This window comes from Parasegetibacter sp. NRK P23, from assembly GCF_023721715.1.
Lineage (GTDB): Bacteria > Bacteroidota > Bacteroidia > Chitinophagales > Chitinophagaceae > Parasegetibacter.
Genome location: NZ_JAMDLG010000001.1, coordinates 2559595 through 2577184, shown reverse-complemented (window position 1 = coordinate 2577184; position 17590 = coordinate 2559595). Strand labels below are relative to the sequence as shown.

Sequence of the window (17590 nt, the reverse complement as noted above, 5' to 3'; positions counted from 1 at the left end):
TAAATCAGTCCGTGAATTCAATGTCATCTACACACAAAATCAAGGCGTTGCGTCGCTGCATTGCGAGGTACGATGCAATCGCGAGAAATAAAAAAAACTTCAGCAATAAAACTTACTTCACCCCACTGCTATCCTTCCGCTTCCGCAACAAATCCCCCAGCGTCTCAAACTCCTTTCTCACCGAAATACTCGCCCCGGAACGATTCCGCTGCCTGCCCACATAAAAATCATAACTGTTCCTTGTAAAGAATGTAGCCCGCACCCTGCCGTCCGGCGTAATCTTCCATTCCGCGTTCAGATCCGGGAGGAACTGAAAATTCAACTGTGCCTGCTGCATGGTACTCAGCCCGAAATCCAGTTCACTCCCGAAAGTGAATGTGAGCCTGTCGTTCAGAATACTTTTACCCACGGAGAGGTTGAAATTACTCCGGTCTATCACCAGGCCCGAGCGACCGGAAGACGAGGAGTTCTCCAATATGATGTTACTACCGTTGTAAAAACTGGTAGATATGTTCACCTTCAATGTTTCATCCTTGAAGATTTTTTGCAATACGGAATTGAATTCCTTGCTGAGCGTATTGGAGAAAATACCCGAAATGGTATTTACCACCACACCTTCCACGAAGGAGGCGCCCACGTCCACGTTGTTGGAAGAGAAGGGCGCGAAACTGTTGAACACCACGAGGTAGGTCACCTGTTTGTTCAGTTCCTGGTTATCCTGTTTAATCAGTTCGAGGGCCTGGGTGAAAGCCAGGTCGTTGCGGAAGGGCATGTTGGTGGGGAAGTCGAAGTTGAAGCGGATATCCGGGCGGTTCAGACTTCCCCTCAGTTCAGCGATCACATACACGTCACCCCGGTATTTCCGGATATTGGGGTCGCCGAGAAGCGCCGAGTTCTGCGAGGAGATCAGGTCGCTGAAGCGCACGTTCTGCGCGGTGTATTCCGCATCAATCTTAATATCCGCTTCATATGGATCCCCGTTCCACTGGATATAATTGCCCGCGCCCGGACGAAGGGTAAATGGTTTCCGTACCAATGTCTGGAAACTGAAATTGTATTCGCCCCGGTCAATCTCGTAGCGACCGTTCATGGTAAATCGATCTCTCGTGCCGATGTGGAAGTTCACGATACCTTTGCCCGTGGCTTTGATCACGTCGCCGGTAAGATCGTCAAGGATCATATCGATGGAAAGCAGGTTGTTCGCGGTCACGTCCATGTCCAGGGTAAAGTTGGATTCTTTCTTCATCGCATCGTTGGCGTTCATCTCACGCCCATACACTTTCCAAACGATGAAATCGGCGCTGCCGCCTTCGCGGGTGCTGGAAGAAGGAATGAAAATATGCGAGGAGTCGGTGGGTTCTGCACGGAGCGTCATGCGGATATCCGATTCGGGTCCGGTGATGCTCATGGTAGCCCTGCCGCGCGCCTGACCGTAAAACTGTGGGTTGTTGGCGGCGAAGGTGTTCAGCAGTTCGAGACGGTTCGCGCTGAGGTTCAGGTTGAACCGCATATCGCTGAAATTGTTATGGGCCAGACTTCCGGAGCCACGGGCTGAATCGCCGAAGCGGTCGTACACCACAAATTTTCCAAAATCAATCCCTTCTTCGGTGAACTGGATCGTGGTGGTGGGCAGCCGGTATTCTACCTGGGTATAGTCCACTTTCAGCATGGCGTTGGTTAAGGTAACGGGACCGGTATACACCAGGTTATCGCCTGATCCCCTGATCCTGAGTTTGCCCGTTGCCTTGCCTTCGATTTTACTGAAGATGCCGGTCAGGTATTGCTGCAGCAGGTTTACCCGGGTGTTGCGTACATCCGCCAGTATATCGATCTCCTGCTGCGTGGTATCTTTTGTATTTACGGAACCGGATATGTCGAATGTATAATCTTTATTATCCGCTTCCGCGAGGAAGTTGACCTTGCCTGATTGCAGCATGTAGTTGGCGTTTCCGCGGATGTTTCCGATGGAGTCGTTATCCAGTCTGAATTGTTCTATGTTGAGGTCCGTTTCGGCGGAAAGTTTCCCGAAGGGATCCGCTACGCGTACCGTACCATGCAGGATGCCTTCCAGCCTGTTGCTGGTGATAAAGAAAGGGGCGAAGTCGCCGATATTGATGTTGGCCAGATCAACGCGAAGGTCGTTGGTATAACCGATATCGGAAGGTTCAGTGGATACCGTGATCTCCTGCAGGTCCTGGTAGATGCGCAGGTTACTGGAGTTGAGCTGGTTTTTCCGGAGGATCAGTTCCCCGTTCCGGTCGATCGCCCATGTTTTCCCGTTGATGTCAAAGTTGGACGCGTTGAATACGATTTGTACGCCATCGGATAACGTGATCACTTTGGCGCTGATGTTCGCGGTATTGAAAGTCTGGTTGGCCGTGGCTTTTATCGCGATATTGGACGTATCGTTCCTGGAAGCGATGGTGATGCTGGTTTCGGGGAAATACAAACTATCGTTCACCACGGTATTGCCTATTACGGTGTGCAGGTTCAATGCGTTGAGGTCGCCGTTTCCTTTCAATACCAATCCTGAAAAACCGACATCTCCGATGTTGAAGGAAGGAATATCGGCATCGAGGGTGAAGATGTTTTGTGCCGAATTGATTCTTCCGCTGAAAGCGCTGTTGTCGAACCCTGAAATGCCGAGGTCAAGTAAGGAGATGTATTCATCCACGCTTTTTGTTTTCACCACGAAGCTAAAATCTTCGTCGGTGCTCAGGCGTTTGGGCGTTTTCACATAGCTGGGGTAATAGATGCTCAGGAATTGAGACACGGCCGCGGGCATATCGCGCACGGAGTATTTGCCCACGATGGCGGCATCCAGTTCATTGCTTTTGAGTACAAGCGTTTTGTAGTCGTCAATGATTCTTGAACTGAGGTTGAGGGAGTCGAAAGATATCCTTTTACCGGAAACATAGGCGGACGCATTGTAGATGCGTGCTTCTCCGAGGAAGTTGTCGATATCGTCTCCTTCAAAATTGAGGGCGAACGAACCAGTAAAATCGAAAGGTTTTCGGGAGAATCCGAGTTTTTTGAGGTCGGCTTTTTGTACGAGCGCATCAAAATCGAACCGGGGTATCTTGTTGCTGAAATCCACCAGTCCGTTGAGGTGGAACACGAGGTTACTGTCCAGCGATTGTATCCATCCGTTGAACTTTTTCCTGCTGAGCGTTCCTTTCGCGGCGATATCCGTATAAGTGTACCCATTAGCTTCGAGCGATTGGATTTTCGCATCGAGGTCGGCGTTGATGTTTTTAAGTTCAAAATCTGTTCCTTTCAGTTTGGAAGAGAAACTGATTGTTCCAAGCTGCGGCACATTAAGGAACTTTCCGATATGGAAACTATTCGCGCTGAGGTTGCCGGAATACCGTGCCATACTGTTCTCCGGCAATTTCATGTTTACGTCGGAAGTGATGGAACCCAGGTTGGTGCGAATGGTACCATAGGTTACGAAATCCCTTATAAACCCGGTGAAGTTACCCTGGAACTGCAGCCATTCTATGGATTGTATATTCGGTTGTGTGATGGTGCGCAGTTGTGGAACGATCAGCATGGCGTCTTCCGAAGTGGTACGGAAATCCCTTGCTTTGAAATCAATATAGGTTCTTTCGATGTAAGGCAATCCTGAAATGGTGAGGTCCCCGTTAAGTGAAGTGTTTTTGCCTGCTTCAACGAGAAGGTTGCGTCCTTTAAGGTTTTCTATTCTGCCCGAAACATTTCCCGATACTTTAAGTTTCTTCTTCCACGACTTTAATTCCGGGGCGAAGAAGGCGATATCGTCGCTATCGATCACGGCATCTTCAAAATTACCGGTTAAACGAACCCTTCTTTCGAAGTCGATCATATCGTCGTTGAAGTTTTCGTACTCCATGGCGAAGTAGTTCTTTAGCCTGCTTTTCGGGGTCCTGATGTCCAGGTTGCTGAAGAACATGCCTTTGGGAAAGAACTTAATATCAGCTCTTAATGTATCTACTGTAAACCCCGATCTTTCTTCAAAATGAAGGGCCGCCTTTCCTGAAATGGTATCCTGCTCCCATTTGAAATTCCTGAACCGTCCGCTGATGGTGGTGAAATGGATGTGGTTGGGATCGAAAGAGGCGTACACGCCGCGTTCTGTGCGGAGGTCGTGTTTGAATTGCCCTTCCCGCAATCCGAGGTTGGCGACTTTAATCAACCAGTTATCGGGGTTCCATTGGAGTTCATCGCTGTTCATAGCCACAGCATCGTTTCTTTTCGGCCTGAGGCTGTCGGGACGGAGCCCGTCGTATTGGTAAACGCTGAAGAATGGGTTGCGGAGAATGAGCGAGTTGATGTCGATGATGCGCTTCGCGAAGCTGATTTCCCTGGCATTCATTTCCATGGAAGCGAGCCTTGCGGTGAGGTCTTCCCCGCGCCATTCATCCCTTTGGATGATGGTGGTATTGGTGAGGTCTATCTCGCGGATATCCAGTTGTATGTTCTTTTTCTTTTTTGTTTTTGTGGAAGGCGCGGAGCCGAAATAGTTGGCGATGAACTGGTAGTTCCAGGTACTGTCTTTCCGGTGGAGGTAAATGCTCGCGTCATCCAGTCCGATGTATTTCAGTTCTATATTGCTTCTTACGAAAAACCAGTCGGTGATGTTTACTTTAAGTGTTCCGGCATATAGGAGGGTATCCCGGTTCAGGTCCTCAATCAGTGTACCTTCCAGTAACATCCTGTTGAAAAGGGCGAAATCCACTTTTTTGATGGAAACATTCGTCTTCAGGTCTTTGGAAAGGCGGTGCGTCACTTTGCCGACGAGCCAGTTCTGGACAGGAGTGGTTTGTACAAGTCCCCAGGCCAGGATCAGCAGGAGAATCAGAACCAGGAAGGTCCGCAGCAGGAAAGTAAAAAAGCGCTTCAGGAAATTACCTCGATTGATGTGTAAAAATAGGTAAACAAACCTACGTGGCAAATTCAATACCAAAGAGATAGGAAGTATTTCATCCCTTTTAATTTAACAGAAACTTTGAATGGGGTTTTTGGGTAGCTTGCGGTAGAAAACCTGCACCAATGAGAATACTGCTATTGCTACTATTCGCTTTCCCTACTATCGCTTTTGCCCAAACAGCCTCTTCTCCCCGTTATGTGTTGGTGATCCATGGTGGCGCCGGCACCATCCTGAAAAGTTCAATGACGCCGGAGGCGGAAGCCGCGTACCATGCCGCATTGAAAGCAGCTTTGGCCGCGGGTGAAACCATTCTGAAAAACGGCGGCAACGCATTGGATGCCGTGGAAGCCGCGGTGCGGGTGATGGAAGATAATCCCCTTTTCAATGCGGGTAAAGGAGCGGTATTCACCAACGATGGCCGCAACGAACTGGATGCCGCCATCATGGATGGGAAAACATTATCGGCAGGTTCAGTGGCTGGCGTTACCACCATTAAGAACCCGATCACAGCGGCACGCGCGGTAATGGAACAAAGCCCCCATGTAATGCTCACGGGAAAAGGGGCGGAAACATTTGCCGCGGAAAAGAAACTGGAAATTGTGGCTCCGTCTTATTTCTATACTGAATCCCGCTGGAAAGGATTACAGCGATTGAAAAAGGAAGATTCACTCAAAACTACACTCGATCACAACGAAAAGCAGGAGGCAGCTGTACTTCAACCCGGCAACCGCGACCATAAATATGGAACGGTAGGTGCCGTTGCCCTGGACCTTCACGGTAACCTGGCCGCGGCAACTTCCACAGGGGGCATGACCAACAAAAAATACGGCAGGGTAGGCGATGCACCCATCATCGGAGCCGGCACTTACGCCAACAATACCACCTGCGCCATCAGTTGCACCGGCTGGGGCGAATACTTTATCCGCCTGGTGATGGCTAAATCAATCAGTGATATGATGGAGTATGGAAAGATGCCACTTTCCAATGCCGCCAATGAAATGATCCATCACAAACTGCCCCAACTCGGCGGCGATGGCGGGCTGATCGCCGTGGATAAGAATGGTAATATTGCCATGCCTTTTAATACCGCCGGGATGTACAGAGGATATGTGAAGGATGGGAAGGTGGTGACGGAGATTTACAAGTAGCTCATTACACCTCCGGTTCCTGCTGGCTCAGACAATGAAAACTTCCCAATCCCCAGATGATCTCGGTGGAATCAATGCCCACCACTTCTCGTGAAGGAAATGCTTCCTGGATGAGCTGCAATGCTTTATCGTCCATCTTGCTGCTGTAGGTGGGAACGATCACCGACTTGTTCGCGATATAAAAATTGGCATAGGAAGCAGGTAGACGCTGGTCATCGTACACCACCGCTTCGGGCATCGGTAATTCAATGATGTTCAGTTGCTTGCCGTTCAGCAGACGCATTTTTTTGAGTTGACTCAGGTTGTGCTGCAGCAACGCGTAGTTCTCATCGTTTTGATCTGTTTCCACTACGGTAAGCACGGTATCTTCATTCACAAAACGGATGGTATCGTCAATATGGCCATCGGTATCATCGCCCACGATTCCTTCGTCCACCCAGAGAATTTGTTCTGCGCCATAATAATCGCGGAGGTAAGTTTCCACCTGTTCCTGGTTCAGGTGCGGGTTCCTGTTAGGATTCAGCAAACAGGCCGTGGAGGTGAGGATTGTTCCTGCCCCGTTGAATTCCACTGAACCACCTTCCATCACTATATCGGGATGGAAAACGGGCAGGTTGAAATGCTCAGCTATTTTCGTGGGGATTACATCGTCAAGGTCGAATGGCGGATATTTTCCACCCCAGGCATTGTATCCCCAATCCACGATCGCTTTTTTATGTTCCGCATGGGGATTGATCAGGAAGGCGGGGCCGTGGTCCCTGCACCAGGCATCGTTGGTGGGGAAATGGTAAAACGAAACCTTTGAAAGATCGGCACCTGCTTTTTCGATATACGACAGGGCGAAGGCTTCCATTTTCGCATCGCTCACGTTGATGCGCACCAGTTCACTTTCGGCCAGTTTGGCGATAAACTGCGCGTAGTAAGGGTAGATCGCGTCTATCTTTCCGGGCCAGGAGGCTTCTTTGTGGGGCCAGCTGAGCCAGGTGGCGGTGTGCGGGGCGAATTCGGCGGGGAAATAGTAGCCAAGTTCTTTCGGGGTCATCTTCCGTGCGCTTATTGTTCTTTAAAATAGGGTTCAGTGTGGTCCGGTCAGGTTAATCTTCATCTATCAGCCTTTTGGTGATGGGCTGGTAGGAGTCGATGCGGCGGTCGCGGAGGAAGGGCCAGTGGGTGCGGTACCGGTCGGTTTTTTCCAGGTCCAGTTCCATCACTTTTATTTCCTCTGCTTCATGGGAAGCCTGGTACAATACGCTGCCGAATGGATTGGCCACGAAGGAGCCGCCCCAGAATTTCATCGCCCCATCCTGCTCCAGACCGGTTCTGTTCACACTCACCACGTGTACACCGTTGGCCACGGCGTGACTGCGTTGAATGGTTTGCCAGGCATTGTACTGCTCCACATTGGTGGCTTCATCCTGCGAAGTGGCCCAGCCAATGGCGGTGGGGTAGAAGAGGATCTCGGCACCCATGAGTGCCGTAATGCGGGAGGCTTCCGGGTACCATTGGTCCCAGCAGATCAGCACGCCAATCTTGGCGAATTTGGTATTGAATACTTTATAACCCAGGTCGCCGGGTGTAAAGTAGAACTTCTCGTAATAAGCAGGATCATCCGGGATGTGCATCTTCCTGTATTTACCCAGGTAGCTGCCATCGGCATCCAGCACGGCGGTGGTATTATGGTAAAGTCCCTGCGCACGTTTCTCAAAGAGCGAGGCGATGATGACCACACCCAGTTCTCCCGCGAGTTTTTGCAACGCATCAGTGGACGGTCCGGGAATGGGTTCCGCCAGTTTGAAGTTGTCGTAATCTTCCACGTCGCAGAAATACAGCGAGGTGAAAAGTTCCTGCAGGCAAACGATCTGCGCACCCTGTTGAGCGGCTTCACGTACTTTCTGCATGGCTTTTTCAAGATTGGCCTGCTTGTCTGCTACACAACTCATCTGCACCAGACCTACTTTAACTTTACTCATATTACCTGTTTGCGGCTTGTTTAAAATGGGGGCAAAGCATTCCTGATTTGCGGGGGCAAAGGTATATAATTTCTACCGGGCTTTTTGTACAATAGGTGTTAAAACGGATACCCGATCGCTATGTTCAGCACCATGTTTTCCTTCCGCCATTGCTTGTCGCCAAAACTGATCTCGTCCAGTACCCACCTGTTTCCTTCGGGATACCAGGGTTTGCGCAGGGGGAAAGCCAGGTCGAATCGTACTACCAGTATGGAGGCATCGAACCGGAGACCTGCACCGGCGCCAACGGCTATCTCTTTGGTCCAGTCCTCCAGGCCGCTGCCGGGTTTTTGCGCGTTCTCTTTTCGGAACCAGATGTTGCCGGCATCGGCGAAAATGGCGCCGTTCACTACGCTGAATAGTTTGGCCCGTAGTTCAGTACTCATTTCCAGCTTCACATCGCCGGCTTCGCTTGCGAGCAATTGGCTGCTGGTGGAATGGTAGCTGCCCGGTCCCAGTGTTCTTGCCCTGAAAGCCCGGATGCTGTTGCTTCCCCCGATAAAGTATTGCTTTACGAATGGCATTACTTCCGAGTTGCCATATGAAAAGCCGTAGCCAAGTAAGAACCTGTTGGCCCAGGTGGCGCCTTCACTCAGTTTCCAGTAATTGCGGAGGTCTGCGGTGAACCGGACATATTGAGAGAACGGATTGCCCAGCAGTTGTTTCTGGCCTGATGCGTTTCTTTCCTTTGTGAGCAGGCCCAACGCGTTGCCGGAGAGGTCGATATTAAAGTCCGCGAAGCTGGTGTTCCATCTTTTGGTCTCGGCCTGGTTGCTGAAACGCAAGGTGTAGGTGGACCCGATAATGAATTGTTTTTCGAAAGACTGCCGCAGCGCGAGGTCCTGGGAAAGAATGGCTTCAAACTCAGGCGTAATATTCGAGGGCAAAACGTAATTGAAGTTCAACGGAAGGAATATATGTTCCCAAAAATTGTTCTGTTTCCAGTTGTAGCCATAGTTTCCGCGAACAGCTTTCAGGGTGTACAGGCCCGTTCTTTTCAATATCTCGTAACCTACCGCCATGCGTGTGTTGGGTACGAACGGCGTTCTGGGGTTGATGATTCTGAAAGGGGATATGAAGCGCGGAAAACTGAGTCCCACTTCACCGTTCAGTGTAAGTGATCTCGTCGATAATTGTGTGGCACCGCCGCCAACCTGGTTCTCGAAACCGCCGCCCAGACTGATGTCCAACTTCTCCGCCCCGCGCATCAGGTTGCGGTTGATCATGCGCAGCGATACTTCCGAACCAATGAAGTTATTTGATTTACTGTTGCCGTTCAGTTCCAGTTGGATCGTTCTTTTGGGGTAGGGCGTCAGGAAAAGTGTAGCGTTCAGCAAGGGCTGACCTGGTACCCGTTCAAAAGCTGCCCGGATGAATTTGAAACTGCCTAAACTAACCAGGCGCCGCAACGTGATGTTATGGGAAGAGCGCCGGTAAATGGAGTCCTGCTTGAGGAACACGGACCGGTCGAATACGATGGGGCGGAAAAGGCTGTCGTCATCTACCAGACTGAATTCCTTGTATGGACGAACTTTGTCTTCCTGGATAAGCGAGTCTTTCTCCAGCGAATAATTCGGGTAAATGGTCACTTCTTTGATGTGGTAGGGCTGGCGCGCAAGACCCGGTGTTTCAGGCTTAACGGTAACATAGAGGTCCACTTTTCCTTTTAAAGAAGAATCTACTTCCACCAACAGGTATTCCGGGTTAAAGTAGAAGAATCCTTCTTCTTTCAGGGCCAGGTCAATGCGGTCGCGCTCCTCCTTTATTTTATCCAGACTGAACCGCTCCCCAGGTTTTAATACGGACTCGTTTCTATAGGTCCGGATGATGGAAGCCACCATGGAACTGTCTTCAGGAAGTACAACTTTGTTGATGTGATACGCTTCTCCGGCATGAACGGTATAAACGGCTCTGGCGGTTTTTTCAGTTTCTATGGTCTCAAAAAGTGTGGTGGCATTGAAGAAGCCATTGTTCTGCAAGTGGTTCCTGAGCACCGCAGCGGTATAGCCCGCCCGCAGTTTGCTCAACAGCACCGGTGGCTCTCCCCATTTTTCGCGGAGCAGGTAGTTCAGTCCCTTTCCTTTCGGGGGCTTTGCCAGGTTGTACAAACTGAGTGGGATGCGCATACCCAGTATTTTCCGGTTGGGTACGGGCCGGATCAGGCCCTCTAATTCCGTTCTCAACAGTTTTTTTCCCTTGGGATCATCGGTGAATTTCAGGGTGGCGCCTGTGTATAATTTATCACCTGCGGGCAGCTTTTTCAGGTTGCTGCACGAGGCGAGTAGTAATAGGAATGGTATGTAGTATAAGATCCTTGTCATGCGTTATTGTTTGTCGTCCTCCTCGTCTCTTCTCCGGATGATCTTTTCCTGCCGTGTGCGCTGGAGAATTTCCCTGAAGTTATTGTAGTCCATAAACAGGATAAAGCTGACGCCGGTTTCCACGAACTGTCCCTGTATCACCACATCATCGTTGTTACGGCGGTAAAGTTTCACCCGGTAGCGGCCGTCTCTCGACAGTTTGTATTCAATGGAAATATCTCCCGCCAGGTTACTGGCATTTTGTGCGCCTTCCACGCCAATGCTGCTGCCAACAGTTACGGTGGTGCGGTCATTGAACAGGTTTTTGGACGCGCTGATGTTCAGATCGGTTTGTGTATTCTTGTTGCCGCTGGAATAATCGTCCTGCGATTCCAGGTCGAAATTCAGGTCCACGCCTTTAATAACGTCGCCCAGCAGGTTGTTGAGTTGCTGGCCCACGATCTTACCCGCGGTACGCCGGGCCGTGGAGGCGAGGTCGCCTGAAAGACTGCTTTCCAGGCTGGAGAAGGGGTTGTCTGCGATGAAGTTGTTCAGCACCAGCAATCCCATCACCTGTTTGTTCAGTTCCGAAGGATCCTGGTTAATTTGTTTCAGTCTGGTATACACCACTCCTCCGAACGCGTTCCGTTCCTGCTCCGGCATATCAAGTTTAAAGGAGATTTCCGGCTGGAGCATTTCTCCATCTATATTAAGGTACACTTCAAAGGGAAGTCTTTGGCGAACCGCGGCGGTGTTGGTATTGCTTACCACATCCTGGATCAGCGTGTAGGCAGTGGTGTTCAGGCGGTACACCGCGCTCAGGTCCAAAGTGGCTTCGGTAGGGGCGCCGTTCCAGATGATGGTACCACCTTTCACGATATCGAAATTCCTTTTGATGAGTTGGTTTAGGGAAAGCTGGTATTTGCCTTCATCCACTTCATACCTGCCCGTCATACTTGTTTTCCCGCTGGGGTCGATGGTGGTGTTGAGACTGGCGGTACCATTCACCTGGAGGAAGTCCCCGTTCATTTCATCCAGCACGATGGTGAGGGAAGAGGTCGGGGTGATTTCGGTGTTTACACTGAGTTGTATCCCCGTAACTTTATCCTCTTCCAAAGAGTCTTTTTTTACCTGGTTGCGGATGAGGGTGGAATCCAATGGCGCGTTTCTGTTTACAAAAGCGATAATGCCTTTCCGGTCTTCCAGCCCGGGGTCTTCTTCTTTAATGATAACGGTAAGTTTGGACTCGTCCCTTACTTTCACCTGTCCTTCAATTACGGGCAGATCCAGGTCGCCTTTCACGGTGAGGGCGGCATCTATGGCGGCGGGTCCGTAAATCCATTGGTCGGGGCTACTGCGTTCGTTCACCGCCCTGAAATTGCTGGCATCCAGTTTCAGGTTGAAACGGAACTTACTGTAATCCGTGGTGAGGATTCTTCCGGAGACCACAGCTTCGTTACGGGCGCTGTCGGCCAGCACGAATTCATTCAGGAGGATGCCCTGCTCATCGAAGATGATGCTTTCGTTCGGCATGTTCACGTATGTGTTGTATGCCTTATATACCAGGCTTGCGTTACGTGTGTTCAGGTTGCCCCTGATGATTGGTTTGGAGGGCGTTCCTTTTACGCTGATATTCCCATTAATAAATCCCCTCATTGAATCCAGGAAGCTGGTCATTACGGGTTGCAAGCTGCGTATATTGATGGGGGATAGCTTTACGTCCAGGTTCATGCTGCCGCTGTCGTTCGCGTTGTACCATCCGTCGATGTCCACATTGTTTCCGTTGCTGCCCAGGTTCGCGTTTACATTGTAAATACCTGCTTCTTTGCTGTTGAGCTGCGCGGTCAACTGACCTACGGGGTAACCCAATCCTTTCAGGCTATCGATCCGGATATCGGCGTTAAAAGAGAAGGGTTTCAGTTCGGGTACAATGACGCTTCCGTTCAGGTAACCTTCTGCCAGTGTGGTATCCTTTTCGATAATGGCCGTAAGCGCTTCGATGGGGAAGTTGTTGAAACGCATTTCAACGGGTTTCCCGCCCGCCCCGGTTGTTACGGTGATGGACTGGCCCTGGTGCGACAGTTCCAGCGCACCACCTGCAAGACCGCCATCCTCAAATACAACCTGGTTCTCGGGGTTTACGTTCCAGTTGGCGCCGTTCAGTAGAATGCCCGGTTGCAATTGTAATATTTTACGTGTGCCGGCTGATTGCAGACTACCGGCTAACCTGTACCGCTCTTTTTCCTCACGGTCGTCTGTACTTACGGCCCAACTGATGGTATTTTGGGAAATGCCTCCGCTCACTTGGGTTTTGAACAAAGGGAAATCACTGCTGATCAACCTTCTGATACCCGCAAAGTAGTTCATGCTGTCTTTGTTGCCTTCCAGGTCAATGCGCAGGGAATCGAAGATGAAGTTGCCATACCGTATTTGTCTGGTAGCGGTCTCAAAATTGAGGGTGGCATCGGCTGTATTGATGAAGCCATTGAAGGGCATGGGCGTCATCGACTTCCATTCCGGAACAAAGGTAGCTGCGATCTTCGGATAAGAGATGACACCTGAAAGCCTTGCCTGCTGAGGGTTTTGTGGGAATGGAATAGTATCCGGTCTGTCGCTGAGGTACCTTTGGATCATATCACCCGTTTGTGTGGCCAGTTGGGTAAGACCATATTTTCCAGACAGGTCCAGCTGAAGAAAGGGTGCATTCACCCGGATGCGTTGACTATCAGCGAACCGCGTTGCCTCAATGCGAATACTATCGAGCGGGTACAGTTCGCCGTTCCTGCCGAATTGTACTTCGTGGATGGTGATATCGCCTTCGGGATGATCGGGGTCCGCGCTGGCAAGGTCCGCGTCTATCTTTCCTTTAAGGGTAAGTTCTTCCCGGGTGAAGCCAAGTTTTTTAAGGTCAACAAAAAACGCTTCAATATTCGATTTAAGACTGGGACGTGTGCTGTCAAGGCTGTACTCCAGCGTTAATTTGGTTTGAAGGTTTGGATCTTCTGAATCCAGGGCCGTTTTCAGTAGTTTGTTTTGTAAACTACCATTCAGTTTCATTTTCGAATAGGTATAGCCGTTCGCTTCCAGCGAAGCGATGTTACCCTGAAATACAGCATTGGCGGTATTGGGGTCTAACCCTTTTCCTTTGGCGGTAACCTGCACCGTTGTTTTGCCGAGGGCTGGATTTTTCAGGAGATAGCCCAGGTCAAGCGTGTTGGTGGAAACCGCCATATCGTACCGTGCATTGCGTTGGTCGGTGATGTTTTCCAGTTTTCCTTTAATAGAGATATTGCCGCTACTTGTTTTCAGTTGAAGATCAGTGCGCATATTGCTTAGCGTACCATTGTAGGTACCGCTGAGGGAAAAGGTTTCAGGCAACTGAATGTTATCGGGCAATAAATCTTTCGGGAGCCAGCTCAGCAAGCCTTCTCTTGTGGACGAAAATTGTTTGAGCCGGAGATCGATCTTCATTTTTTCAGCGTCGGGAAGGCCGGTTACTTTGGCGGAGGCATTCAGGCTTGTTTTCCCTTCGTTCAGCGTAAGCGAAGGAATATCCAGGTTATTCAGTTTGCCTTTCAGGGTAGTATTTAATTTGAACGTTTTGCCCAGTAGCGGCCGCACGTATTCATTCTTTCCCAGTTCAGGAGAAAAATAAAGCATGTCATCCAAAACGATGGAGGTGTTCGATACCGCTGCGGCGATGGACACAAGCTGGGGATGGCTGGTGAACTGGCCGATGGAATCATATTTGGCATAGAGATCAGCATTGATCTGGTTGCGGTTGGTCTGCAGTCGACCGTTCTTCCAGGAGATGCCTTTATCGCCGTAAACGATATCGCCTTCCAATGCTTTTAATTGCAGGCCGGAGCGTTCGCCGGCAGTCATATTGCGGATGGACGCCGTATATTCTTCGCCGTTATAGCTGATCTTTTCAATGGAGGTATTCAGGTCGCTCAGCAAAAGATGGGCAAAGTCAATACCCGCGGGTGCCGCTGGTGTATTGTTGTCGTTATAGCTGAACTGGTTCCTGGCCAGGGAGAGTTGCTCCACATAAAACCGGAATGGCGCGGAGGTATCTGCATCTACGGAGGCGACTGGTGCCTGGGGTTCAGCAGAAGGGCCCATTACCACGCCGGTATGGTGGTCGTGGAGCAATACTTGTTTTACCATTAACCGGTTATCATCAAGCTTCAGGTTGGACCGGTCTATCCGGAGTAACCCGGCGTAAGTTTGTGTTTTGATGCCACCGGGCCCGTCGTCGAATATAAATGTTGTTTGTTTGAGACTGATTTTGCCGATGCTTACTTCGGGAAGTGGGGAACTGCCTTGTGTGGCAACCGCTTCAACAACGGTGGTATCTCTGGAAGCGCTGAATTTTACGACCCCGTTCAATCCCAATGATTCCAAGTAATCTACATCATAGCGTTGTTTTTCTAGGTCCAGGGATCTGATCTTCGTTTTTATGCTGTTCCCTTTCAGCATATAATATTGTCCGCCGAAAGCGTCATTGAACGTGAGGTTCAGTTTGTTCAACGTAAGTTTCCCGATATCGAACCGCATGGCACTTCCCGCCGATGAAGTATCAGCCGGAGCGGCGCTGCTATCGGAGAAGGCATCAATAATAAAACTGAAATTGAACTGGTCGGTATTTACGGGCCTGTATGCGTTGGCGTATAAACTATCCACTTCTACGCTGTGTATGGTCAGTTGATTACTTAACAGGTCCAGCAGGCGGTAGGAGGCTTCCAGTTCGCCGATGTAGAGCAGTGTTTTCTGCTGTTGGTCATCCACTCTTATACCCGATAATTCCAGGTTGTACAACCAGTTGATTCGGATAGAGCCTATTTCAATGTTTGTCTTGAGTGTCTTTTCAAGATAACTTACCGCGATGTTTTTGATTTTTCCCTGTGCCCATGGGGTTTGCAGGATCAGGGTCAGCAACACCAGTAACACGACCACTATGCCAAACAGCCATGCCAGCCCACGAAGTATGCGCCTGTAAATTGGTCGTTTTGTCTTTTCCATGCGAGGTATTAATGGTCGTTATTCAAAGATAACGCCAATACCTTCAATACATTACATTAAATTATTACCTATACGGCGTGTGAGAGACTGTGCTCCCTGGATACGGGAAGGAAGAGGTGCCAGCAGAGCGCCATCAACAGGCACTGACCAGCGCCCGACCTGCGGTGCAACTGCTCCAGAGATGAAGCCTGATCGGCGTTTAAGGCTGAACGTAATAACGGATTGGAAAGAGAATCCTGGTAAATGATGAGTTCAGTTGCGGGAGATTTCTGCCATTTGTAAAAGAAGCGTTCCTGTTCAATATCAATGTGACCGCGGCCGATATGCCATTTCTCATTCCCCATTTGTCCAATTTTTACCCCATATTCATTTTTGAGGATCAGCTTCTTCTGAAGCAGGCTTTCTTCTTCCTCAACAATAAACATCCGTTGCTCATCGTGGCTCGTTACACGGAGGGTAGCCAGGGCAGGATTATAAACGATAGACACTTCCGTGCCGTTGCCATTCTGTAATTCGAATACTTCGTTGCCGTGGTGGGAGTGAACGTAGATCTGAGCCATAATGCATTTTTTACGCCGGAAAGGTACAGCCATCTCCCTTGCCGCACTCCAGTCCGCAATTTGTTAATATAAAATTCATATTGGACAGGTCTATGAAATGCACATTCTTTGGAAATATGAGCAACTTTACTTAAGTTAATTGATTGAATATTAAAAAGTAAAATCATGCGTTTTTCAGTCCGCATCCTGCTGATCCTTTTCTCGTGTATTGTTTCGCTTTCAGTTTCCGCTCAAATCCTTCAGTCGGGATTTGATCCGAAGGAATATGTGAACGCGCTCAATCTCGGAGCGCATTTTTATGATTCACTGACGCCGGGACCCAAGATCAGACCAGGGAACGAATACCGAAGGGTGTATTCTTCAAAGGTGTCCGGACTTTACAATAAATGGGAAATGTGGACCTTTCAAAATAAAACCGGGATCATTTCCATCCGTGGCACCATTGGAAAAACGCCTTCCTGGCTCGAAAACTTCTATGCGGCCATGGTGCCGGCAACCGGTACTATTAAAGTATCGGACTCCGTTAATTTTCAGTACAGGCTTTCCGCGAATCCACGCGCCATGGTGCATGTGGGCTGGCTCACCGGGCTTGCGGATATGGCGCCTTCGATGTTGGCGGAAGTAAAAAAACTTTACCAGAAAGGCGTGAAGGAATTCATCATTATCGGCCATAGTCAGGGTGGCGCGTTGAGTTATATGGTGCGGTCTTTCTTTGAATACCTGGAGCCCGAATTGCTTCCCAAAGACATCCGGTTCAAAACGTATTGCAGCGCGGCGCCTAAACCTGGCAACCAGTATTACGCCTACGATTTTGATTTTATTACCCGGAACGGATGGGGTTTCAGGATCGTGAACGCAGTGGATTGGGTACCCGAAACGCCCTTCTCCCTCCAGACCGTACGCGATTTTAATGAAGTGAATCCCTTTAAAGATGTAAAAGGGGCACTGAAAAAGCAGCCTTTCCTGGTGAGGGCCTACGGCAATCATGTCTACAATAAGATGGAGCGCTCTTCCAGTAAGTCAGTGAAAAGATTCCGGAAATACCTGGGAAAAACGGTATTTAAACAGGTGAAAAAATCAATGCCGCAGATGGAAGAACCTGCCTACGCTCACGAAAGTAATTACCAGACAGCGGGTGTGCCCATCATTCTTCAGCCGGATTCCGCTTATTTTAACCAGTATGTTTTTACCGGGAAGAATGTGTTCGTACACCATTCTTTTGAAGCGTACCGTTACCTGCTTAATTTGTGGTATCCGCTTAAATAGTGGGTAATTTGCTTCGGCATGGTTTTGTAATGCAGTAAATTTATAAGGGCCTTATTCATTTACTACAAAACAAGTTTATGCCATCTACTCCCAAAACTTCCGTGAAAAAGGCGGTCAGAAAGACCGTTAAAAAAGCCGTTGCGCCAGTTAAAACAACGAAAGCCGCTGTTAAAAAGACCGCTGGTAAACCCGTTAAAAAATTGGTGAAGTCACCGGTTAAAAAAACAAAGGCTGCCACGAAAGCAACACCTTTAAAAAAAGCAGCGGTTAAGACTGTTCCGGCGAAAAAAACAGCGCCTAAAAAGGTCAAAACTGTTGCCACAAAAGCCCGGCCCGTTGCAAAACAAACCCCAGCGAAAGTACGCAAGCCGGC

At 49.5% G+C, this 17590-nt stretch carries 9 protein-coding genes; 2 read left to right on the top strand and 7 right to left on the bottom strand.

The genetic code is table 11. The annotated features are described in order from the left end of the window. Positions 1 to 112: 112 nt before the first annotated feature. Positions 113 to 4945, bottom strand: a complete 4833-nt coding sequence (locus M4J38_RS10480; protein WP_251759512.1) for a translocation/assembly module TamB domain-containing protein — start codon at positions 4943 to 4945, stop codon at positions 113 to 115. A gap of 86 nt (positions 4946 to 5031) precedes the next feature. On the opposite strand from M4J38_RS10480, the gene M4J38_RS10475 reads away from it, so the two are divergent. Then, positions 5032 to 6057: an isoaspartyl peptidase/L-asparaginase family protein gene (locus M4J38_RS10475; protein ID WP_251759511.1), complete on the top strand. Its 1026-nt coding sequence runs from the start codon at positions 5032 to 5034 to the stop codon at positions 6055 to 6057. A 4-nt stretch (positions 6058 to 6061) separates the two neighbouring features. Here M4J38_RS10475 and M4J38_RS10470 read toward each other — a convergent pair whose 3' ends face one another. The 5 genes from M4J38_RS10470 to M4J38_RS10450 form a co-directional block, all read right to left on the bottom strand. After that, the gene (locus M4J38_RS10470) at positions 6062 to 7099 is read right to left on the bottom strand and encodes an agmatine/peptidylarginine deiminase (protein WP_251759510.1); all 1038 of its coding nucleotides are present in this window, start codon (positions 7097 to 7099) and stop codon (positions 6062 to 6064) included. A gap of 52 nt (positions 7100 to 7151) precedes the next feature. Further along, positions 7152 to 8027, bottom strand: a complete 876-nt coding sequence (locus tag M4J38_RS10465) for a carbon-nitrogen hydrolase (RefSeq protein ID WP_251759509.1) — start codon at positions 8025 to 8027, stop codon at positions 7152 to 7154. Between the two features lie 98 nt (positions 8028 to 8125). After that, complete coding sequence (locus M4J38_RS10460) at positions 8126 to 10387, bottom strand: BamA/TamA family outer membrane protein (RefSeq protein ID WP_251759508.1); 2262 nt, start codon at positions 10385 to 10387, stop codon at positions 8126 to 8128. A 3-nt stretch (positions 10388 to 10390) separates the two neighbouring features. Then, positions 10391 to 15391, bottom strand: coding sequence for a translocation/assembly module TamB domain-containing protein (locus M4J38_RS10455; RefSeq protein WP_251759507.1), 5001 nt, complete (start codon positions 15389 to 15391; stop codon positions 10391 to 10393). Positions 15392 to 15459: 68 nt separating this feature from the next. Then, positions 15460 to 15951 carry a hypothetical protein gene (locus M4J38_RS10450; protein WP_251759506.1) on the bottom strand — a complete coding sequence of 164 codons (492 nt, stop codon included), beginning with the start codon at positions 15949 to 15951 and terminating at the stop codon, positions 15460 to 15462. A 165-nt stretch (positions 15952 to 16116) separates the two neighbouring features. On the opposite strand from M4J38_RS10450, the gene M4J38_RS10445 reads away from it, so the two are divergent. Further along, positions 16117 to 17217: a lipase family protein gene (locus tag M4J38_RS10445; RefSeq protein ID WP_251759505.1), complete on the top strand. Its 1101-nt coding sequence runs from the start codon at positions 16117 to 16119 to the stop codon at positions 17215 to 17217. 55 nt (positions 17218 to 17272) lie between these two features. Here M4J38_RS10445 and M4J38_RS10440 read toward each other — a convergent pair whose 3' ends face one another. Beyond that, positions 17273 to 17584: a hypothetical protein gene (locus M4J38_RS10440; RefSeq protein WP_251759504.1), complete on the bottom strand. Its 312-nt coding sequence runs from the start codon at positions 17582 to 17584 to the stop codon at positions 17273 to 17275. Positions 17585 to 17590 lie beyond the last annotated feature (6 nt).